Consider the following 19,159-nt stretch of genomic DNA (forward strand, 5'->3'; position numbering starts at 1 on the left):
AAAAGACCGCACCCTGGGGTGCGGTCCAATGGTCGCCCCCCGGGGGGCGGGACGCAAGCGTGGGGGCGGCTCAGCCCTCGGCGCTCGTCGCCCGCGGGTAGTCCGGGATATCGGGCATCGGCGTGTCGTCCGAGCTGAGCGGCAGCTCGGGGTAGACCACCCTCGGCTGGTCACCCGTCAGCGAGCGCAGGAAGGCCGTGACGTTCACCACGTCTTCTTCCGTGAGCAGACTGTTGAGCTGCGCGTCGTTCATGATCGACACCGCTTCCTGCAGGCTCCAGACGTTGCCCGAGTGGAAGTAGGGCGCCGTCAGCTCGACGTTGCGCAGTGACGGGGAGCGGAACACATACTTGTCAGCGGCCGTCTCCGTGACCTGGGCGCGGCCCGTGTCACCCTCAGGCATGACATCGGCGCCGGGGCGGTTGATCACGCCGAAGGGATAGTACCCCTGACCGCCCACATTGACGCCGTTATGGCAGGCGACGCAGCCCTTGTTCATGAACGCGTCGAGGCCGGCGATCTGCTGGTCGGTCAGCGCGTCCTTGTCCCCCTTGAGGTACTGGTCAAACGGCGCATCCGGCGTGATCAGCGTGGCCTGGTAGACCTCGAGGGCCTTCGCCGTGTTGTCAAAGCTCACCGCCTCTTCCGACTCGGGGAAGGCGTTCTCGAAGGCGTCCACGTAGGCATCGATGCTCTGCAGCGTCGCCTCGAGGTTGGCGGGCGTGTTGTTCATCTCGACGCCGGCCTGGATCGGGCCTTTGGCCTGCTCGGTCATATCCTCGGCGCGGCCATCCCAGAACTGCGCGACGTTGAACACCGCGTTGAAGATGGTCGGCGAGTTGCGCGGCCCGCGCTGCCAGTTATGGCCGACCGAGCTGGGGATGTTGTCATCGCCACCCATGCCCACGTTATGGCAGGTGTTGCAGCTGATCGTCTGGCTGGCCGACAGGCGCGGGTCAAAGAACAGGAGCTTGCCGAGCTCGACCTTCTCGGGGGTCATCTCATTGCGCTCGGCGATGTGACCGGCCGCACTGTCCGGGATCGGCTCGAACAGCATCTGGGCGCGCTCCAGAAGCGCATCGTTGGCCAGCGTGGCGCTGCTGGCGAGCCCGAGCGCAACGGCGACGGGGATGGAATGGACGGCCTTCATGACTTTGCTCCTTGACTCGAACTGTTGGAGCCAAGCGTAGGCCGCCCTGCGGGGATTGAATAGCTGAACCTGCGCGATACTTGATCCGGATCAAACGCTGATGCCGACCGCCTCCCCCGCGCGCTGGATCAGGCCCTCAAAGCGCTCGCGAATGCGCGCCAGCGCCGCCGCGTCGCTGCCCTCGAAACGCATGACCAGGCAGGGCTGGGTGTTGGAGGCACGGACCAGTCCCCAGCCATCGGCAAAGTCCACGCGCAGGCCGTCGATGGTGGTCACGCGGGCGGCATCGAAGCCCTCGGCACGGTCCATCAGGGCGGTGATCAGGCGGTGCGGTTCGCCTTCCTGCAGATCCAGACGGATCTCGGGCGTCGCCACCGGTTCGGGGAGCGCGGCGAATACCTCGCTGACCCGGCGGTCATCGGCGGCGAGAATCTCCAGCAGCCGGGCAGCGGCGTAGATCCCGTCGTCAAATCCGTACCAGCGGTCGTTGAAAAACAGATGCCCGCTCATCTCCCCGGCGAGGGGCGCATTGGTCTCGCGGAGTTTTTCCTTGATCAGGGAATGGCCGGTCTTCCACATGATGGGCTGGCCGCCGGCGGCCTCGACCACCGTGGCCAGGGCCGCGCTGCATTTAACATCAAAGATGATGCCGCCACCGGGATGCTCGGCGAGCACCGACTGGGCGTAGCACATCATCTGGCGATCGGCCCAGATGATGTGGCCGGTCTCATCCACGACGCCCAGACGGTCGCCGTCGCCATCAAACGCCAGCCCCACATCGGCCTGATGATCGGCCACGGCCTGGATCAGATCGGTCAGGTTTTCCGGGACGGTGGGGTCGGGGTGGTGATGGGGGAACTGCCCGTCCACCTCGCAGAAAAGCGGCACCACTTCGGCGCCAATGGCCGCGAGCACGGACGGAGCGACTGCGCCGGGGACGCCGTTGCCGCAGTCGACCACCGCCTTGATGGGGCGCGGGAGCCGGATCTCGCGGGTGATGCGCTGCTGATAGGCGTCGATCACCTCCACCGAGCGGGTCTCACCGGTGCCGGTCACCAGATCGCCCCGGCGGATGCGCTCGCCCAGTGCGGTGATGCCCTCGCCCCACAGCGGCCGGCCGTTGATGATGGTCTTCAGGCCGTTGTACTCGGCGGGATTGTGGCTGCCGGTCACCACCACGCCGGCCTGGGTGTCCAGCCAGTGAGTGGCGAAGTACATCACCGGGGTGGGCACCTGACCGATATCGATCACCCGACGCCCGGCCGCCATCAGCCCCCGGCGCAGCGCTGCGGCCAGGCGCGGGCTCGACTCGCGGCCGTCATAACCCACCACGATGCCTGACTGGCCGGCGTCGGCGGCCGCCGAGCCGATGGCCTGACCCAGCCACTCCACCGTGGTCTCGGGCAGCTCGCGGTCGACGCGGCCACGGATGTCGTAGGCGCGCAGAATGGAGGCATCAATGGGCATGCGACAGGCTCCCTTGTCTATTGCTGGCCGGTATGTCCGAAACCGCCCGTGCCGCGCTCGCTGTCGGTGAACGCCTCGACGGGGGTAAAGCGCGGCCGGCTGACCGGCAGAAAGACCAGCTGCGCGATGCGGTGACCGGGCTCGATGGTGAACGCGGCCTGGCTGCGGTTCCAGCACGAGATGAAGATCTCGCCTTGGTAGTCGGAGTCGATCAGCCCCACGGCATTGCCGAGGATGATGCCGTGCTTGTGGCCAAGGCCTGAGCGGGGCAGCACCACGGCGGCGTGACCGGCATCGGCGATGTGCACGGCGATGCCCGAGGGGATCAGCTGGGTGTCGCCGGGGGCGAGGACCCGGGTGGTCTCGACGCAGGCCCGCAGGTCGATGCCGGCGGCGCCCTCGGTGGCGTAGTCGGGCAGCGGGAATTCGCTGCCGAGGCGCGGGTCGAGGATGCGCAGTTCAACGTTCTGCATGGCAATGGGCTCCAATGAGTTCAATCAGCGCCGCCGCCAGCCGATCCTTGGCCATGGGGCCCAGGCGCTGATGGCCCCCGGCCCAGAGCACGTCGAGGGCGTTGTCGCTGACCTCGAACCCCAGGCCCTCGCCGACCCGGTTGGCGGCGATCATGTCGAGCCCCTTGGCGGTGAGTTTGGCGCGGGCATGATCGATCACGTCGTGGGTTTCCGCGGCAAAGCCGACCGTGAATGGCGCCGTCGGCAGGGCCGCCACGTCACCGACGATATCCGGATTGCGCACCAGGCTGAGGGTCGGTGGCGCATCGGATTTGCGCACCTTGTGATCGGCGGGCTGTGCCACGCGGTAATCCGCGACGGCGGCGGCGGCAATGAAAAGCTCGACATCACCCGCCCGCTCGAGCGTGGCGGCGTGCATTTCGGTGGCGGTCTCGACATCGATGCGCTCGACGCCGGGGGGAGTCGGCTGCTCGCTCGGCCCGGCGATCAGGGTGACCGTGGCACCCGCCGCGGCCGCCGCGCCAGCCACCGCAAACCCCATGCGTCCACTGCTGCGGTTGGCGATGAAGCGAACGGCATCGATGGGCTCGCGGGTGGGACCGGCGGTGACCAGCACCGAGCGGCCCTGCAGGGATCCGGGCGTATCAAGGGCGGCGACGATGTCCGCCGGTTCCATGAGTCGGCCGGGGCCTGATTCGCCCTCGGCGAGCGGGCCTTCCACCGGCCCGAGCAGCTGCATGCCGCGCTGCTGCAATGTCTCGGCGTTGGCCCGGGTAGCGGCGGACTGCCACATCACGTGATTCATCGCCGGGCAGATGCACAGGGGGGCACGGGTTGCCAGACACAGCGTGGTCAGCAGATCTCCGGCCAGTCCGTGCGCCAGGCGGGCCATGGCGTCGGCGCTGGCCGGCGCGATGATCACCCGGTCGGCCCAGCGCGCCAGCTCCAGATGGCCCATGCCGGCCTCGGCCTCGGGGTCGAGCAGATCGGTGTGTACCGGCTGATGGGAAACCGCCTGAAAGGTCAGCGGCGTTACGAACGCCTGGGCCCCGGTGGTGAGGACGACCCGCACGGCGGCGCCGGCCTGGCGCAGTCGCCGGACCAGGTCGGGCGCCTTGTAGGCGGCGATGCCGCCGGTCACCCCCAGCAGGATGTTTTGACCGGAAAGGCTCATGGCGGAACGTGTTCGCAGCTTGAGTGGATCACAGGAAACTACACTGTTGCCCGTTGCATGAAAACGCCAGGCATGAGGTGAGTATGGCGATTTCCGACTGGCCGGCGGCGGAACGGCCCCGCGAGAAGCTCCTCGATCGTGGCGCATCGGCACTCTCGGATGCCGAGCTGCTGGCGATCTTCCTGCGCACTGGCGTGCGCGGGCACACGGCGGTGGATCTGGCCCGACACCTGCTGGCGGCGTTTGGCGGGCTGCGACCGCTGCTGGAGGCCGATGCCGCGACATTCGCCGGCCATCATGGCCTGGGTCCGGCCAAGTACGTGCAGCTGCAGGCCGTGCTGGAAATGGGACGGCGCCACCTGCAGGCCCGCCTCGAGCGCGGCGAACCCATGACCGGTCCGGAGGACACCCGGCAGTATCTGGTCGCCCGGCTGCGGCATCTGCCTCATGAGATCTTCGCCTGTCTGTTCCTCGACAACCGGCATCAGGTGATCGGCTTCGAGGAGCTGTTCCGCGGCACCATCGACGCGGCGAGCGTCTATCCGCGCGAGGTGGTCAGCCGGGCGCTGCGCCTGAACGCCGCCGCGGTGATCCTCGCCCACAACCATCCCTCCGGCGTCACCGAGCCCAGTCTGGCGGATGAGCGCATGACCGACCGGCTGCGCGAGGCCCTGGCCACGGTGGACATCCGCGTGCTGGATCACTTTGTCGTGGGGGAGGGGCGGCCGGTCAGCTTTGCTGAACGCGGCCTGATCTGAAGTGGCCGCTCAGGCCTCGAGCACCTGGGGGCCCAGCCCCTCGCGCAGCTTGCGCAGGGCGTTCTTCTCGAGCTGGCGGATGCGCTCGGCGGAAACCCCGTACTCATCGGCCAGCGTGTGCAGGGTGTCCTTGTGTTCGCTTAGCCAGCGCCGCCGCAGGATGTCGCGGCTGCGGGCATCGAGCGCCGCCAGCGCGTCACCCAGAGCATGATCCTGCCAGTCGGCCCAGTCTTCGCTTTCGACCGTCTGTGCCGGATCCATGGACTGATCGGTCAGATACGCCGCCGGCGCGCGGGCGACGCTGTCCTCGTCGTCACTCTCAGGCGCCGGGTCAAATCCGACATCCTGACCGGACAGCCGTGACTCCATCTCGAGGACCGTTTCGGGCTTGACGCCCAGATCCTCGGCCACGGCATTGACCTCCTGGCGGTTGAACCATCCCAGACGCTTCTTGGAGCCGCGCAGATTGAAGAACAGCTTGCGCTGGGCCTTGGTGGTGGCCACTTTGACCATCCGCCAGTTGCGCAGGATGTATTCGTGGATCTCGGCCCGGATCCAGTGCACGGCGAATGACACCAGCCGCACCCCGACCTCGGGGTCGAAGCGCTTGACCGCCTTCATCAGGCCGATGTTGCCTTCCTGGATGATGTCCGCCAGTGGCAGGCCGTAGCCGGTGTAGCCGCGGGCGATATGAACGACAAAGCGCAGGTTCGACAGCACCAGCCAGCGCGCGGCTTCCAGATCTTCGTGGTCGCGGTAGCGGCCGGCGAGCGAGCGCTCTTCCTCGGCCCCCAGGGCGGGAATCGCGTTGACCGCCTGGATGTAATGGTTCTCGCTGCCCGCACGGAGTGGCAGTTTATTGTAATCGGTGCTGACCAGTGCCGCGCCTGTGTCCATAACAACCCTCCCGAGTCGTTTCGATGATGCAATTATAATACCAATATTTGAAGGGCGGGGCAGCCGGCAAGTTCCGTCATGGCGGTTCGATGGCCGACAGATGACGGCCCACGGCCAGCCAGGCACCGCTCAGGCCGAGCAGCGCGCCGGCGCCGACGAGTGTCAGGGTCCCGGTCAGACCCGGACCGCTGGGCCGGAAGCCGCTGCCGTAGAGGCTCGCGAGCCGCTGGACGGGGTCGGCGACCGATGTAACCGCAATGGCCAGCAGCAGGCCTGCGATCAACCCGCCGGCCATCCCGTACCAGACGCCGGTGTAGAGGAACGGGCGGCGGATGAATGCATTAGTGCCGCCGATCAGGCGCGTGATCTCGATCTCGCGGCGATGGTTTTCGATGTCCAGGCGCAGCGTGTTGAACAGCACCAGGATGACGGTCAGCCCCAGCAGCAGCGCGACCAGTGTGGTGATGCGGTTGCCCAGATCGATGATGGCGGCAAGGCGCGCCATCCAGTCGCGATCAAGGCGCAGGTTGGCCACCGCCGGCAACGCCCGCAGGCGACCGACGAGCCGGTCGACCGACTCCGGCCCGAGGCGCGCGGCCAGTTCCGCCACCACCACCGCCGGCAGTGGGTTGGCGTCGAGCATTGCCAGCGGGTCGCTGACACCGCTGCTCTGCCGGTATTCGGTGAGCGCCTCGTCGGGCGTGATCAGGCGTACCCCGCGGATGCCGTTCAGCCCGTCAATCCGCGCGGCGATTGTGGCGTACTGATCCGCCGCGGTCCCCGTGTCCAGAAACACCGATGCCCGTGGCGCGCCCTGCCAGCCGTCCATGGCCGATTCCAGGTTGTCCATGGCCACCACGAACGCGGCGGGCAGGGCCAGGGCGATGCCGATGGCCGCGGCGGTCATGACGCTGCCGAGCCACTGCCGCCGCAGGCGTCCCAGCGAGCTGATCGCGGCATGGGCGTGGAGCTTGGCCCAGCGCCCGGGCATGGCGCTGATCCTCATGTTGCGCGGCCCTCGCTGAGATGGATCTGGCGGTGCCCCAGCGCGTCGATCAGCGGCTGGTCATGACTGGCGATGACGGTGGTGACGCCCACCTGATTGAACTGCCCGAACAGCTGCATGATCTCCAGCGAGAGCGCCGGGTCGAGGTTGCCGGTGGGCTCGTCGGCCAGCAGGATCGGCGGTCGGCTGACAATGGCGCGGGCGATGCCCACGCGCTGCTGTTCGCCGCCGGACAGGGTGACCGGATAGGCGCGGCTCTGCGCCAGCAGTCCGACCTTGTCCAGCGCCGCCTGCACCCGGCGACGGATATCGGCGTGGGGGCGACCCTCGATGACCAGCGGCAGTGCAACATTGTCGAACAGGGTGCGGTCGTGGAGCAGGCGATGGTCCTGGAAGGTCATGCCGATGCGCCGGCGCAGGTAAGGGATGCGGCGGCGTGGCAGCCGGGCCAGATTGGCGCCGTCGATCAGCACCTGGCCGCGGGAGGGGCGCTCAAGGCGGGGGATCAGTCGCAGCAGTGTGCTCTTGCCCGCGCCGCTGGCGCCGGTGATGAAAACCAGCTCGCCGCGCTCGACGTGCAGGTCGAGCCCGCGCAGCGGCTCGTTACCGCCCGGGTAGCGCTTGCCCACCCCCTCCAGGCGGATCATGTGTCATCGGTTCCCGCGACCGCCGCGTCGAGCAGGGCGTCGACGAAGGCCTCGGCATCGAATGGCCGCAGGTCATCGACGCCCTCGCCGATCCCGATAAAGCGCACTGGAATGCCAAAACGCTGCGCCATGGCAAAGATGACGCCGCCTTTCGCGGTGCCGTCGAGCTTGGTCAGGGCAAGCCCGGTGACATTGACCGCCGCGCCGAACTGCTCGGCCTGTGCCAGGGCGTTCTGTCCGGTGCCCGCATCCAGCACCAGGAGCACCTCGTGGGGCGCGTTGTCGTCCTGTTTGCCAAGCACCCGCCGGATCTTGCGCAGTTCTTCCATCAGGTTGCCCTGGGTATGCAGACGACCGGCGGTATCGGCGATGAGCACGTCGGCACCGCGGGCGATGGCCGCCTGATGGGCGTCGTACACCACCGAGGCAGAGTCGGCGCCGGTGGGCTGGCTGATGACCGGCGTGCCGGTGCGCTCGCCCCAGGTCTGGAGCTGTTCCACCGCGGCGGCCCGAAAGGTGTCCCCGGCGGCGAGGATCACCCGCCGTCCCTGCTGGCGGTACTGTTCGGCGAGCTTGCCGATGGTGGTGGTCTTGCCGGCGCCGTTGATGCCCACCGTCAGGATGACCATGGGCTTGTCGTGGGCGCTGATCTCCAGGGGCTGGGCCACCGGCTCGAGGATCCCGAGCATGTCCTCGCGCAGGGCGCGCTGCAGCGCGTCAGTGTCGTCGAGTTCGTTGCGCTTCAGCCGGTCGGTCAGATCGGTGATGATGCGGGTGGTCGCCTCCATGCCCACGTCGGCCATCAGCAGATGGGTTTCCAGCTCTTCGAGCAGGTCGGCATCGATGCGCTTGCGACCCAGAAACAACTGACCGAGACCGCTGCCCGTGCGACTGAGCCCACTGCGCAGACGGGCCAGCAGCCCGGGGCGCGATGGCGCCGCGGTGGCGGGCGTGTCGTCGGACTCGGCGGGTGGGGCCTTTTTCTTGCGGCGGAACGGCAGCATGGAACTCTCGGGGCTCGGGCGTGAACGAATGATTCAGTATGCTAACACCGCATCGATGATTCGATGTGTCAAACCAGAGGCTTCATTGACGATGCGAAACGCGCTCTTCGCCCTGATCCCCGCCCTGATGGCGACGCCGGTCGCAGCGCAGTCCGGCGCGGGCGTCACCGAGTTCACCCTCGACAATGGCATGCAGATCCTGGTGCGCGAGGACCACCGCGCCCCGGTGGTGGTCTCGCAGGTCTGGTACCGCGTGGGCTCATCCTACGAGACCCGCGGCGAGACCGGCCTCTCGCACTTGTTTGAACACATGATGTTCAAGGGCACCGAGCGTCACGCCGAGGGCGAGTTCTCCGAAATCATTTCGCGCGAGGGTGGGCGGCTGAACGCCTTTACCGGGCGGGATTTCAGTGCCTACTTCGAGATCATGGCCGCCGACCGGCTGCCGGTGGCGCTCGAGCTCGAGGCCGATCGCATGGCCAATCTGCAGATCAACGCCGAGGCGCTGTCCACCGAGCGCGAGGTGGTGCTTGAAGAGCGCCGGCTGCGCACCGATGACCGGCCGGAGGGCCGCTTTGCCGAGCGTTATGCCGCCATCGCCCACCCCGGCACGGGCTACGCGCATCCCATCATCGGCTGGGCCGACGATGTGGCCGCGTTCGAGGTCGCGGATCTGCGTGACTGGTACGACCAGTGGTACACGCCCACCAACGCCACCCTGGTGGTGGCCGGTGACGTCGAGGCCGAAGCGGTTCATTCAATGGCGCAGGAATACTTCGGCGGCATTGAAGGCCGCGAGGTGCCGGCGGTGCACGATCCCGACAACCTCCAGCCACCCGGCGAGCGGCGCGTCATCCATCGCGATCCCCAGGCGCGGGTGACCCAGCTGCGCATGGGTTACGAAGTGCCGTCCTTCGCCACGGCCGAGTCAGGCCTTGACCCCTACGCACTGCAAATGCTCGCCACCATCCTCGATGGCGGTGACGGCGCGCGGCTGGCTGAGGATCTGGTGCGCGGCTCGGGCGTGGCCGCTGCGGCCGGCGCGGGCTATAACCCCATGGTCAGGCTGGATGGCGAGTTCTCGCTGTTTGGCGTGCCGGCCGACGGTGATGTCGACGCGGTGGAAGCGGCACTGCGCGAGCAGATTCGCCGTCTGCAGGAAACCCTGGTATCGGACGAGACGCTGGAGCGGGCCCGCAGCCAGATGCTGGCCGATCACCTGTTCGAAATGGACTCGGTGTTCTATCAGGCCATGCAGCTTGGCATGCTCGAGACCACCGGTGCCGGATGGCAGACCCTCAATGACTTCGAGGAAAACGTGCGCGCCCTGACCGCGGAGGATCTGCGGGCCGCCGCCCGTGAATATCTCCGCCCCGAGATGCTGTCCGTCGGCATCATGCAACCCGCCGATCAGGAGGAGACCGGATGAAGCGTCTCATCGTCGCGACGGCCCTGATCCTTTTCAGTCACACAGGGGGCGCAATGCAGGCCGATATCCAGGAGTGGACCACCCGTGCCGGCACCGAGGTGCTGTTCGTCGAGCGCCACGAGCTGCCGATCGTCGATGTCCGCGTGACCTTTGATGCCGGCAGCGCCCGCGATGGCGATACGCCCGGCCTGGCGCGGATGACCAGCAATCTGCTGCTGGAGGGAACGCCCGAGCGCTCAGCGGGGGGCATCGCCCGCGGATTCGAGCGCTACGGCGCCCGGGTCAGTACCGGCAGTGGCCGTGACACCGCTCAGGTCAGCGTTCGCGCGCTGAGTGAACCGGCGCGTCTCGATCCGGTGATCGACAGCCTGGCCGACGTCATCGCCAAGGCCGACTTTCCCGCCGATGCCGTCGAGCGCGTCCGCCGGCAGATGAGCCTCGGGCTGCAGCAGGCGCAGTCGTCGGCCTCGGCGCTCGCCGAGAAGGCCTTCATGCGTGGCATCTATGGCGAGCATCCCTACGCCACACCGCCCGGGGGCACCCTGGAGTCGGTGGAAGCGCTGACCCGCGCGGCGGTGGTCGACTTTCATCGCCGCCACTACACCGCCCGCAACGCAACCATCGCCATTGTCGGCGATCTCAGTGCCGAGCGCGCCAGAGCGATCGCCAACGCCCTGAGCGGCGCGCTGCCGGCCGGTGAGGCGCTGGCGGCGCTGCCGCCGGTGGATATCCCGAGCTCGGCGCAGACCATCCGCGTGCCGCTGGAAGCCGAGCAGACCCACGTCATGATGGGCCAGCCGTCGGTGCGCAAGGGCAGTGAAGCCTATTATGCGCTGTATCTGGGCAACCACATCCTCGGCGGCGGGGGACTGACCTCGATCCTTGCCGAGCGCATGCGCGAAGAGCGTGGACTGTCCTACAGCAGTGCCTCGTCCCTGACGTCCGCTGCCCGCCGCGGGCGGTTTCAGATGACCACCCAGGTGCGCAATGATTCGCTGCCCGAGGCGCTGTCGGTGATGCGGGACAGCCTTGAGGAGATGCGGGTCGACGAGCCGGCGGCGCAGCGGCTGAGTGACTCGAAGCGCAACATCACCGGCAGCTTCCCGTTGCAGCTCGACAGCAACCGGGATCTGCTGGGCTACATCGCCACCATCGGTTTTTACGGCCTGTCGCGGGATTATCTCGAGGCGTTCGTCGAGCGCATCGATGGGCTGGATGGCGAGGCGGTCCGCGCGGCCATGCACGAGCACATCGACCCGGCGCGCAACGTCACCGTGCTGGTCGGCCCGGAGGCCACGATCAACGCCGCTGAATAATGCGCATCATCGGTGGTGACTGGGGCGGACGGCGGTTTCCGGTGAGCACGGCCGCCGGGCTCCGCCCCACCGCCGATCGCAACCGTGAAACCCTGTTCAACTGGTTGCAGCCGACGCTGCGTGGCGCCCGCGTACTCGATCTGTTCGCCGGCACCGGCGCGCTGGGGCTCGAGGCCCTGTCCCGGGGCGCGTCCTGCGCCACCTTCGTGGAGCGCTCGCGCCCGGTGGCGGCGGCGCTCCAGGCGCTTGTCGAGCGTCTCGAGGCCACATCGCGCGCCCGGGTGCTGACGATGGATGCGCGGCGGTTTCTGCGATCCGATCCCGTGGCTTTTGATCTGGTGTTTCTCGATCCGCCCTTTGCGAGCGATTGGCTTGATGCCGTCCTGACCGGGCTGGCGGAGGGCGGATGGCTTGCCGACACGGCGCAGGTGTACGTCGAGACGCGCGCCGGCCATGCCCCGACCCTCGATCCCGGAGCGTGGGCCTGTCAGCGCCAGAAAACCGCCGGGGATGTCTGGTTCGGGCTGCTGCAGCGGGGGGAGTGAGGCGCAGTCACCGGTCGGGGGCTGGCATGTTGGTTCGACAGGCAATACGATGCATCGCCTCAAGGGAGGAGGCGTTATGTCAGTCGTTGCGGTCTACCCCGGCACGTTCGATCCGCTGACCAACGGTCACAGTGATCTGGTCGAGCGCGCCTCGCGGTTTTTTGATCATCTGATCGTGGCGGTTGCCGGCAGCCCTAGCCCCAGCAAGCATCCCGCCTTCAGCCTTGAGCAGCGCGTCGAGCTGGCGCGCCACGTGCTGCGGCCCTATCGCCGGGTCGAGGTCATGCCCTTTGACTCGCTGCTGGTGGACTTTGTCGAGGCCCAGGGTGCGCGGGTGATCCTGCGTGGTCTGCGGGCGGTTTCGGACTTTGAGCACGAGTTCCAGCTCGCGAGCATGAACCGTCAGCTGGTGCCCAACGTCGAGACAGTCTTCCTCACCCCCGCCGAGCAGTACGCGTACATTTCTTCCAGTCTGGTGCGCGAGGTCGCGGCCCTGGGCGGTGACGTCAGCCGTTTCGTGCATCCCAGCGTGCAGGAAGCGCTGGCGGGTCGGTACGCGGAAAATTTTTGATTGCGCGGCGTCCAGCCCTGCCGTATTGTCCAAACCAAGTGCATGATCATGCTGTGGTCAGCACCCGGCAGCCCGACGTTCGGGCGGTCTAAAGGAAGGCGGACGCCTTCTGCGATGTTTGACCTGTCGGTTTGATAGACCCGGCAGACCTTGATGAGACAGATAGATGAAATCGATTTACGTGGGCAATCTGCCCTTCTCCGCCTCCGAGGATGAAGTCCGTGACCTTTTCGCCAACCACGGTGAGGTCAAAGAGGTTCGGATGATCTCCGATCGGGAAACCGGTCGTCCTCGTGGCTTCGGCTTCGTGCGCATGGACCCTGCCGAGGCGGACGCCGCCATCGAGGCACTCAATGGCACGGAAATGGGCGGACGCACGCTGCGCATCAATGAGGCGCAGGAACGTAAGCCCGGCGGTGGAGGCGGCCCGCGCCGTTCCTGGTAACCGCAGGACTTGACTGCCAGGGCCCGATGCCGCGTGCGGCATCGGGCCCTTTTTTATGGGCGATCGCTGATCCAGCGGGATGACCGCCGCCATCCGCTCAGGTCACAATGAGTCATGGACTCGACCACCGCCGAGCGTCGCTATCGCGCTTTTCTCGCTGCCGCGCAGCTCCGTTATCCCTGGCAGTTCCGCTGCCCCGGGGGCCCCGAGGACGCCGAGGGCGTTCAGGTGGATGTCCCGCCGGGCTGGTATGGCGTGCTCGAGCGACTCTTCGAGCAGGTCGAAGCCGGCATGCCCATGGCCGAGCGCCACGGTTTTCGCTGGCGACGGCTGTGCGCCCGCCAGGGGATGCTGGAGGTGGCGTTTGACGGCCTCCGCGACCCGGTCTCGCCGCGGGTGGTCGAGGCCCGCGACCGCGCGGCGGTAACCTGCGAGGCCTGCGGCTACCCGGGCGCCCGCCGCGAAGTGGCCGGACGGTTCGCTGTCAGCTGCAATCATCATTTCATCGAACGCCTGCTCCACGGCCATCCGCAGGGCGAGTCCGCCGCGCGCCACTGGTGGGATACGCCTCAGCCGGGCCTGGGTAACCGCACGCCAGCGGCTTACATGGCCGCCGGGCCCCCGTCGGAAGTCCTCATCGAACAGGCGCTGCGTCTGGCCATGCCGCCGGTGCCGACGCTGGAGCCCGCGCATCGCCAGCGTCTGCAGGCGGTGTGGCCGGTCCTCGACGAGGCACTGGGCGAGGGACTGCGCAGCCTGCGGGTGGCGGAGTTCAACCCCCGTGCACGCCGCGGCGGCACGCTGATCGCCCTGGTGGCGGGGTCAGCCGATGCCTCCGCGCAGGCGGCCGCCGTGACCCGCTTGGCCCGAAACGGTTTCAGTGATCTGCGGCTGCGCCTGGTGGCGCAGTCCGATCTGGTCGCCCCCGCCGCGGCGGACGATCCCTGGGCCTGCATGCTGGCGCTCGAGGCATCGGTCAGCCTGTCGCGGGCCGAGCCGGATCAGGCATTTCTGGTGCGATAGACATCAAACCGGGTGCTGCGGCCCGGCAGGTGATAATCCGGGGGCTGATCGGCCAGCGGTGCGGCATGGCGGTGGCGCTTGACCACCACGCGCTGGGTGGCAACGGCCCGTGCCCGGGCAAGCAGTGCGGGCTCGTCCGTTGTGTCGGTCAGAAGCGCCTGCAGCAGGGCCAGTTCCTTGCCGGCGGCACCGCGGCGCCGGCCGGAATACATCGGATCAAGATAGACCACCGCCGGGCTGATGTCGCCGGCCGCGCCGGTCAGCCAGTCCACGGCGTCGACGGCGTGGGCGTGCATGCGGCCCGTGCGCTCGCCGGCGCCGGCCGCCGTGGCCCGCTGCAGTCCATCGGTGAGGAGCGCATGCACCACGGGCGAGCGCTCGAGGAGGGTGACGCGGGCGCCGGCGCTGGCAAGCACGAAGGCATCGCGCCCCAGCCCCGCGGTGGCGTCGACCACCCACGGGCAGTGTCCGCGGGTGATCCCGCAGGCGCGGACGACGGCCTCGTGCTGGTGGCGCTGTCGGGCACTGCGATAGCCCTGCACGCCGCTTACGAACTCCGCGCGCATGCACATGGCCGGGCCGGCGGCCTGGCAGAGACTGAGGCCGTCCGGTGCCAGCCACAGGTAGAGACCGCGCTCGGGAGGATGGGTCCGCCGGGGGCTGCCAAGCCGCTCGGCCAGCGTTTCGGCGACCGCCACCGACGTCTCATCGGCGGCCACCACGGGTGGCGGTGAAGGGGTTTGTGGCGGTTTGTCGCAGTGCCGTATGATCCCAATCACCATTTGTTTCGTGAGCGGAGGCTCGCTATGACTGACAAGCAGGATACCGGAACCGGTCAGGTCGACCCCAACGAGCTGTCACGCTCGCTGGCCGAGGTCGCCGGCCGCAGTCAGCATCTGGTCAAGGACTTTCTGACGCGTCAGCAGTTCGGCCAGCAGATTTCGGTGGACGATGCGCTGCACATGAGCAAGCTCTTCCAGGACCTCTACACCCGCCTGATGGCCGACCCCGTGCAGTTGATGGAGTCGCAGATGGCCTTCTGGCAGGACTACCTGTCGATTGTCCAGAATCAGACGCTGCGCATGATGGGCGTCGAGAGCGAGCCGGTGCGCGCCGCGCCGAAGAGCGACAAGCGCTTCCAGCACGATGCCTGGGACGACAATCCGTTCTTCGATTTCGTCAAGCAGACCTATCTGCTGACCGCCGATTACCTCAATCACTCGGTGAACACCGTTGAGGGGCTCGACGAGAAGACCCAGCGCAAGATCGACTTCCATACCCGGCAGTTCATCAGCGCCGCTTCGCCCAGCAATTTCCTCGCCACCAACCCCGAGGTGCTTGAGCGGACCGTCGAGACCGGCGGCCAGAACCTGGTGGACGGCCTGAATAACCTCCTTGAGGACCTGGAACGCGGCAACGGCAAGCTCAAGATCCGCCAGACGGATCCCAACGCCTTTGAAGTGGGCGAGGATCTGGCGGTGACGCCCGGCAAGGTGGTGTACGAGAACGAGCTGATGCAGCTGATCCAGTATGCGCCCGCCACGGAGCAGGTGGCGCGCCGGCCGCTGCTGTTCGTGCCGCCGTGGATCAACAAGTACTACATTCTCGACCTCCGGCCCAAGAATTCGCTGGTCAAATGGCTGGTGGACCAGGGCTTTACGGTGTTCGTCATTTCATGGCGCAACCCGGATGCCGAGCTCGCCGACAAGGAGTTCGAGGACTACATGAAGCTGGGTCCGCTGGCGGCGCTGGATGCTGTCGAGCAGGCGGTCGGCGAGCGCGACGTCAACATCATCGGCTACTGCCTGGGCGGCACGCTGCTGGCCTCAACCCTCGCCTGGATGGCCAGTCGGGGCGAGGGCGGCGTGAACAGCGCCACCTTCCTGACCACGCTGCTGGACTTTGACAGCCCCGGCGAGCTCGAGGTGTTCATTGACGAGGAGCAGCTCACCAATCTCGAAAAGCAGATGAACGAGCGTGGCTACCTGGCCGGCAATCAGATGGCGTCGACCATGTCGAGTCTGCGCTCCAACGACCTGGTCTGGTCGTTTTTCGTCAACAACTACCTCAAGGGCCAGGATCCGTTCCCGTTCGATCTGCTCTACTGGAACCAGGACTCCACCAACATGCCGGCGCGCATGCATGCCTTCTATCTGCGCAAGATGTACCTCGAGAACAAGCTGCGCGAGCCGGGCGGCATCACGCTGGACGGCATTCCCATCGACCTCGGCAAGGTCGAGGTGCCGTCGTATTTCGTCTCGGCCAAGGAAGACCATATCGCGCCCTGGCATGCCTGCTACCGCGGCTCGCAGCTGTTGAGCGGGTCGACGCGTTTCGTGCTGGGTGGCTCGGGGCATATCGCCGGCGTCGTCAACCCGCCCGAAAAGCAGAAGTACGGCTACTGGCTGAACGGGCGCAACCCCAAGAACCCGGACACCTGGTTCAACGGCGCCAAGCACCATGAGGGCTCCTGGTGGCTCGACTGGGCCAAGTGGCTGTCGCCGAAGCGCGGTGGCGAGGTGCCGGCACGGACCCCCGGTGACGGCAAGCTGACCCCCATCGAGGATGCGCCCGGCCGTTACGTGAAGGAGCCGAGCGATGGTCGATGACGCCCCGCGGGTCGGCATCATCATGGGCAGTCGCTCCGACTGGGAGACCATGGCCCATGCCGACAGTGTGCTCAAGGAGCTCGGCGTGCGCCACGAGTGCCGGATCGTCTCGGCGCACCGCACGCCGGCGCGCATGAACGACTACGCGGCGACGGCGCAGGAGCGCGGTCTGCGGGCCATCATTGCCGGTGCGGGCGGAGCCGCCCATCTGCCCGGCATGGTGGCGGCCCAGACGCCGGTGCCGGTGCTGGGCGTGCCGGTCCAGAGCCGCGCCCTCAAAGGGCTCGACTCCCTGCTGTCCATCGCGCAGATGCCGGGTGGCGTGCCGGTGGCCACGTTCGCCATCGGCGAATCCGGGGCACGCAATGCCGCGCTGTTCGCCGTGGCGATGCTGGCGGCGGATGACCCGGCCCTTGCCGAGCGTCTCGACGCTTTCCGTGAGGCCCAGGCCCAGAAGGTGATCGAGGATGAACTGCCTTGACTGATCCGGTTCTGCCCGGCGCCACCCTCGGCATCCTTGGCAGTGGGCAGCTGGGCCGTATGCTGGCGCAGTCCGCGCGGCGCATGGGGTATCGCGTCCACACCCTATCGCCGGCCACGGATTCGCCGACCGGGCAGATCGCCGACCGCGAGACCGTCGCCGCCTACGAAGACCTTGATGCCATCGAGCGCTTCGCCCGCGGTGTCGATGCGGTCACGTTCGAGTTCGAGAACATCTCCTCGGCGGCGGCCGATGTCGCTGCCCGGCATGGCCCGGTGCGACCGCGCGGCGAGGTGCTGCACCTGTGCCAGAACCGCTGGCGCGAGAAGCATGCCCTGACCGACGCCGGGCTGCCCACCGCCCCCTACGAAGCGGTGGAGTCGCTCGAGGCGCTGCCAGCCGCCATTGCCCGGCTGGGGACGCCCTGCATCCTGAAAACCGCCGGCTTTGGTTATGACGGCAAGGGCCAGGCCCGGATCAACACCGTGGATGACGCGGCGGCGGCCTGGGCGGCCATCGGCCGGGGGCCGGCGATTCTCGAGGGTGTGGTCGACTTCGCCGCCGAGCTGTCGGTGGTGGCCGCCCGCGGCGCGGCGGGGGATCAGGTGGACTTCGGCGTCATCGAGAACCGGCACGTTGATCACATCCTGGATGTGTCCATTGCCGACGCCCCGCTCACCGACGCCCAGATCACGCGGGCCCGGGAGATCGCCGCGGCCGTGATGGAAGCGTTCGACGTGGTGGGTGTGCTCTGCGTGGAGCTCTTTCTGGACCAGAACGGCGGGCTGCTGGTCAATGAACTGGCGCCGCGGCCGCATAACTCCGGCCATCTGACCATCGAGGCCTGCCCCAGCAGTCAGTTCGATCAGCAGCTGCGGGCGGTCTGTGGCCTGCCACTGGGGGATACCCAGCGCCAGCGGCCCACCGCCATGGCCAACCTGCTGGGTGATCTTTGGGCGCAGGGCGAGCCCGACTGGGCCGCGGCGCTGTCGGCGCCGAGCGTCAACCTGCACCTCTACGGTAAGGCCGAGCCCCGACCCGGCCGCAAGATGGGGCATCTGACCGCCTCGGCTCCGGATCGGGACGAAGCGGTCCGCCGCGTCCAGGCGGCCCGGGCCGCCCTGGTCCGGCCCTCCAATCCCTGACCCCTTTCAGCACGGAACAATCAATCAACCATGTGGTTTCGCAATCTCTGCGTCTATCAAATCGCCGATGCCTTCACCATCGATGCCGAGGCGCTGGAGGACCGGCTCAGTGCCGGCCAGTTCCAGCCCGTCGGCCCGCATGATCCGGAAACCCGCGGCTGGGTCCCACCGCTCGAGAAGGGGGGTGAGACGCTGGTGCATGCGGCCGGTGACCGTTTCATGATCTGCCTGCAGACTGAAACCCGGGTGCTGCCGCCGGCGGTGGTGCGGGAAAACGTCGATGCCCGCGTGGCCGAGCGCGAGGATGCCATGGCCCGACCGCTGGGGCGGCGCGAGAAGGCCCGCATCAAAGAAGAGGTGACCATCGATCTGCTGCCACGGGCCTTCACGCGCAGTAAACGCGCCTACGCCTATCTGGATCTGAGCGGACGCTGGCTGGTCGTGGATGCTGCCACCTGGCGTGAGGCCGAGCTGCTCACGGATGATCTGCGGGCGCTGCTGGGCAGCCTGCCCATCCGGCCGCTGCAGACCGAGAGCGCGCCGCATCAGGTCATGACCGAGTGGCTCGCCCATGACCGCTTCCCTTCCGACCTGGAGCCGGGCGAGGAGGCGGTGTTCGAGGATCCGCGCAGCGAGGGCGCCGAAGTGCGCTGCAAACGCCAGGACCTGCGCAGTGCCGAAATCCGTGGCCATATCAAGGCCGGTAAGCGCGTCCGTCGGCTGGCGATGACCTGGGATGATCGGGTCAACGCAGTGCTCGACTCGGATCTGTCCATCAAGCGACTGAAGTTCACCGATGGCGTACAGAGTGATGTCGATGACCGCGATGCCGAGTCGCCGCAGGAGCGGTTCGATGCCGACTTTGTGATCATGGCCGAAGAGCTGGGTCGGTTTCTGCCGCGGCTGATGGCCTGGTTTGACTGACGGCGACCGTCAGCGGCGTCATCCGGACAAAAAAAAGCCGACGATGACGTCGGCCAAGAGGAGGAGAGTCGGTTCAGGGGATCGCCCCTGACAAC

At 67.5% G+C, this 19,159-nt stretch carries 20 protein-coding genes; 11 read left to right on the forward strand and 9 right to left on the reverse strand.

From position 1 onward, the window contains the following. Positions 1-70: 70 nt before the first annotated feature. The 4 genes from FPL11_RS02165 to coaBC all read right to left on the reverse strand — a co-directional run bounded on the left by FPL11_RS02165 (position 71) and on the right by coaBC (position 4,264). A complete protein-coding gene (locus tag FPL11_RS02165; protein ID WP_144347036.1) occupies positions 71-1,150 on the reverse strand; it encodes a cytochrome-c peroxidase in 1,080 nt (359 codons plus the stop codon). A 90-nt stretch (positions 1,151-1,240) separates the two neighbouring features. Further along, positions 1,241-2,617, reverse strand: a complete 1,377-nt coding sequence (locus FPL11_RS02170; protein ID WP_144347037.1) for a phosphomannomutase/phosphoglucomutase — start codon at positions 2,615-2,617, stop codon at positions 1,241-1,243. A gap of 17 nt (positions 2,618-2,634) precedes the next feature. Next, entirely contained in the window at positions 2,635-3,090 is a 456-nt protein-coding gene (dut, locus tag FPL11_RS02175; RefSeq protein WP_144347038.1) for a dUTP diphosphatase, read from the reverse strand. After that, a complete protein-coding gene (gene coaBC / locus FPL11_RS02180; protein WP_069133896.1) occupies positions 3,077-4,264 on the reverse strand; it encodes a bifunctional phosphopantothenoylcysteine decarboxylase/phosphopantothenate--cysteine ligase CoaBC in 1,188 nt (395 codons plus the stop codon). The genes dut and coaBC overlap by 14 nt, the downstream gene beginning before the upstream one ends. Positions 4,265-4,347: 83 nt before the next feature. Here coaBC and radC point away from each other — a divergent pair, with 83 nt between their 5' ends. Then, entirely contained in the window at positions 4,348-5,022 is a 675-nt protein-coding gene (radC, locus tag FPL11_RS02185; protein WP_069133897.1) for a RadC family protein, read from the forward strand. A 9-nt stretch (positions 5,023-5,031) separates the two neighbouring features. On the opposite strand, the gene rpoH is transcribed toward radC, so the two are convergent. The 4 genes from rpoH to ftsY form a co-directional block, all read right to left on the reverse strand. Next, positions 5,032-5,919 carry an RNA polymerase sigma factor RpoH gene (gene rpoH / locus FPL11_RS02190; RefSeq protein ID WP_069133898.1) on the reverse strand — a complete coding sequence of 296 codons (888 nt, stop codon included), beginning with the start codon at positions 5,917-5,919 and terminating at the stop codon, positions 5,032-5,034. Between the two features lie 76 nt (positions 5,920-5,995). After that, complete coding sequence (gene ftsX / locus FPL11_RS02195; RefSeq protein WP_235013508.1) at positions 5,996-6,910, reverse strand: permease-like cell division protein FtsX; 915 nt, start codon at positions 6,908-6,910, stop codon at positions 5,996-5,998. Between the two features lie 11 nt (positions 6,911-6,921). Further along, a complete protein-coding gene (gene ftsE / locus FPL11_RS02200) occupies positions 6,922-7,572 on the reverse strand; it encodes a cell division ATP-binding protein FtsE (protein ID WP_069133900.1) in 651 nt (216 codons plus the stop codon). Then, on the reverse strand, positions 7,569-8,576 hold the full coding sequence (gene ftsY, locus FPL11_RS02205; protein WP_069133901.1) for a signal recognition particle-docking protein FtsY: 1,008 nt from the start codon (positions 8,574-8,576) through the stop codon (positions 7,569-7,571). Before ftsY ends, ftsE begins: the two co-directional genes overlap by 4 nt. A 91-nt stretch (positions 8,577-8,667) precedes the next feature. Between ftsY and FPL11_RS02210 the strand changes: the two genes are divergently transcribed. The 6 genes from FPL11_RS02210 (at position 8,668) to FPL11_RS02235 (ending at position 13,905) form a co-directional block, all read left to right on the forward strand. Further along, positions 8,668-10,005 carry a M16 family metallopeptidase gene (locus FPL11_RS02210; RefSeq protein WP_235013509.1) on the forward strand — a complete coding sequence of 446 codons (1,338 nt, stop codon included), beginning with the start codon at positions 8,668-8,670 and terminating at the stop codon, positions 10,003-10,005. Beyond that, positions 10,002-11,321 (forward strand): M16 family metallopeptidase, encoded by a 1,320-nt coding sequence (locus FPL11_RS02215; protein WP_144347041.1) that lies wholly within the window; start codon positions 10,002-10,004, stop codon positions 11,319-11,321. Before FPL11_RS02210 ends, FPL11_RS02215 begins: the two co-directional genes overlap by 4 nt. Further along, complete coding sequence (gene rsmD / locus FPL11_RS02220) at positions 11,321-11,866, forward strand: 16S rRNA (guanine(966)-N(2))-methyltransferase RsmD (protein WP_144347042.1); 546 nt, start codon at positions 11,321-11,323, stop codon at positions 11,864-11,866. The genes FPL11_RS02215 and rsmD overlap by 1 nt, the downstream gene beginning before the upstream one ends. A 76-nt stretch (positions 11,867-11,942) precedes the next feature. Beyond that, positions 11,943-12,437, forward strand: a complete 495-nt coding sequence (gene coaD / locus FPL11_RS02225; RefSeq protein WP_069133905.1) for a pantetheine-phosphate adenylyltransferase — start codon at positions 11,943-11,945, stop codon at positions 12,435-12,437. Positions 12,438-12,603: 166 nt separating this feature from the next. Continuing rightward, positions 12,604-12,882 carry an RNA recognition motif domain-containing protein gene (locus FPL11_RS02230; protein WP_069133906.1) on the forward strand — a complete coding sequence of 93 codons (279 nt, stop codon included), beginning with the start codon at positions 12,604-12,606 and terminating at the stop codon, positions 12,880-12,882. A 114-nt stretch (positions 12,883-12,996) separates the two neighbouring features. After that, positions 12,997-13,905 (forward strand): hypothetical protein, encoded by a 909-nt coding sequence (locus tag FPL11_RS02235; protein WP_144347043.1) that lies wholly within the window; start codon positions 12,997-12,999, stop codon positions 13,903-13,905. Here the strand turns inward: FPL11_RS02235 and FPL11_RS02240 are convergent. Continuing rightward, positions 13,884-14,627 (reverse strand): class I SAM-dependent methyltransferase, encoded by a 744-nt coding sequence (locus FPL11_RS02240; protein WP_159308528.1) that lies wholly within the window; start codon positions 14,625-14,627, stop codon positions 13,884-13,886. The genes FPL11_RS02235 and FPL11_RS02240 overlap by 22 nt on opposite strands. An 84-nt stretch (positions 14,628-14,711) precedes the next feature. Between FPL11_RS02240 and FPL11_RS02245 the strand changes: the two genes are divergently transcribed. The 4 genes from FPL11_RS02245 to FPL11_RS02260 are packed head-to-tail and all read left to right on the forward strand — an operon-like array spanning position 14,712 to position 19,064. Further along, a complete protein-coding gene (locus FPL11_RS02245) occupies positions 14,712-16,514 on the forward strand; it encodes a PHA/PHB synthase family protein (protein WP_069133909.1) in 1,803 nt (600 codons plus the stop codon). Further along, positions 16,504-16,995, forward strand: a complete 492-nt coding sequence (purE, locus tag FPL11_RS02250; protein WP_144347045.1) for a 5-(carboxyamino)imidazole ribonucleotide mutase — start codon at positions 16,504-16,506, stop codon at positions 16,993-16,995. Before FPL11_RS02245 ends, purE begins: the two co-directional genes overlap by 11 nt. After that, the gene (locus FPL11_RS02255; protein ID WP_144347046.1) at positions 16,992-18,140 is read left to right on the forward strand and encodes a 5-(carboxyamino)imidazole ribonucleotide synthase; all 1,149 of its coding nucleotides are present in this window, start codon (positions 16,992-16,994) and stop codon (positions 18,138-18,140) included. The genes purE and FPL11_RS02255 overlap by 4 nt, the downstream gene beginning before the upstream one ends. A 30-nt stretch (positions 18,141-18,170) precedes the next feature. Further along, positions 18,171-19,064, forward strand: a complete 894-nt coding sequence (locus FPL11_RS02260) for a recombination-associated protein RdgC (RefSeq protein WP_069133912.1) — start codon at positions 18,171-18,173, stop codon at positions 19,062-19,064. The last annotated feature ends 95 nt before the right edge of the window (positions 19,065-19,159 follow it).

Source organism: Spiribacter aquaticus (assembly GCF_007625215.1).
In the GTDB taxonomy this organism is placed as follows: Bacteria; Pseudomonadota; Gammaproteobacteria; order Nitrococcales; family Nitrococcaceae; genus Spiribacter; species Spiribacter roseus.

Excerpts from the sequence above, each read along its gene's own strand:
- FPL11_RS02165 (WP_144347036.1), bottom strand. The coding sequence starts at position 1,150 with ATGAAGGCCGTCCATTCCATCCCCGTCGCCGTTGCGCTCGGGCTCGCC.
- FPL11_RS02170 (WP_144347037.1), bottom strand. The coding sequence starts at position 2,617 with ATGCCCATTGATGCCTCCATTCTGCGCGCCTACGACATCCGTGGCCGC.
- dut (WP_144347038.1), bottom strand. The coding sequence starts at position 3,090 with ATGCAGAACGTTGAACTGCGCATCCTCGACCCGCGCCTCGGCAGCGAA.
- coaBC (WP_069133896.1), bottom strand. The coding sequence starts at position 4,264 with ATGAGCCTTTCCGGTCAAAACATCCTGCTGGGGGTGACCGGCGGCATC.
- radC (WP_069133897.1), top strand. The coding sequence starts at position 4,348 with ATGGCGATTTCCGACTGGCCGGCGGCGGAACGGCCCCGCGAGAAGCTC.
- rpoH (WP_069133898.1), bottom strand. The coding sequence starts at position 5,919 with ATGGACACAGGCGCGGCACTGGTCAGCACCGATTACAATAAACTGCCA.
- ftsX (WP_235013508.1), bottom strand. The coding sequence starts at position 6,910 with ATGCCCGGGCGCTGGGCCAAGCTCCACGCCCATGCCGCGATCAGCTCG.
- ftsE (WP_069133900.1), bottom strand. The coding sequence starts at position 7,572 with ATGATCCGCCTGGAGGGGGTGGGCAAGCGCTACCCGGGCGGTAACGAG.
- ftsY (WP_069133901.1), bottom strand. The coding sequence starts at position 8,576 with ATGCTGCCGTTCCGCCGCAAGAAAAAGGCCCCACCCGCCGAGTCCGAC.
- FPL11_RS02210 (WP_235013509.1), top strand. The coding sequence starts at position 8,668 with ATGCGAAACGCGCTCTTCGCCCTGATCCCCGCCCTGATGGCGACGCCG.
- FPL11_RS02215 (WP_144347041.1), top strand. The coding sequence starts at position 10,002 with ATGAAGCGTCTCATCGTCGCGACGGCCCTGATCCTTTTCAGTCACACA.
- rsmD (WP_144347042.1), top strand. The coding sequence starts at position 11,321 with ATGCGCATCATCGGTGGTGACTGGGGCGGACGGCGGTTTCCGGTGAGC.
- coaD (WP_069133905.1), top strand. The coding sequence starts at position 11,943 with ATGTCAGTCGTTGCGGTCTACCCCGGCACGTTCGATCCGCTGACCAAC.
- FPL11_RS02230 (WP_069133906.1), top strand. The coding sequence starts at position 12,604 with ATGAAATCGATTTACGTGGGCAATCTGCCCTTCTCCGCCTCCGAGGAT.
- FPL11_RS02235 (WP_144347043.1), top strand. The coding sequence starts at position 12,997 with ATGGACTCGACCACCGCCGAGCGTCGCTATCGCGCTTTTCTCGCTGCC.
- FPL11_RS02245 (WP_069133909.1), top strand. The coding sequence starts at position 14,712 with ATGACTGACAAGCAGGATACCGGAACCGGTCAGGTCGACCCCAACGAG.
- purE (WP_144347045.1), top strand. The coding sequence starts at position 16,504 with ATGGTCGATGACGCCCCGCGGGTCGGCATCATCATGGGCAGTCGCTCC.
- FPL11_RS02260 (WP_069133912.1), top strand. The coding sequence starts at position 18,171 with ATGTGGTTTCGCAATCTCTGCGTCTATCAAATCGCCGATGCCTTCACC.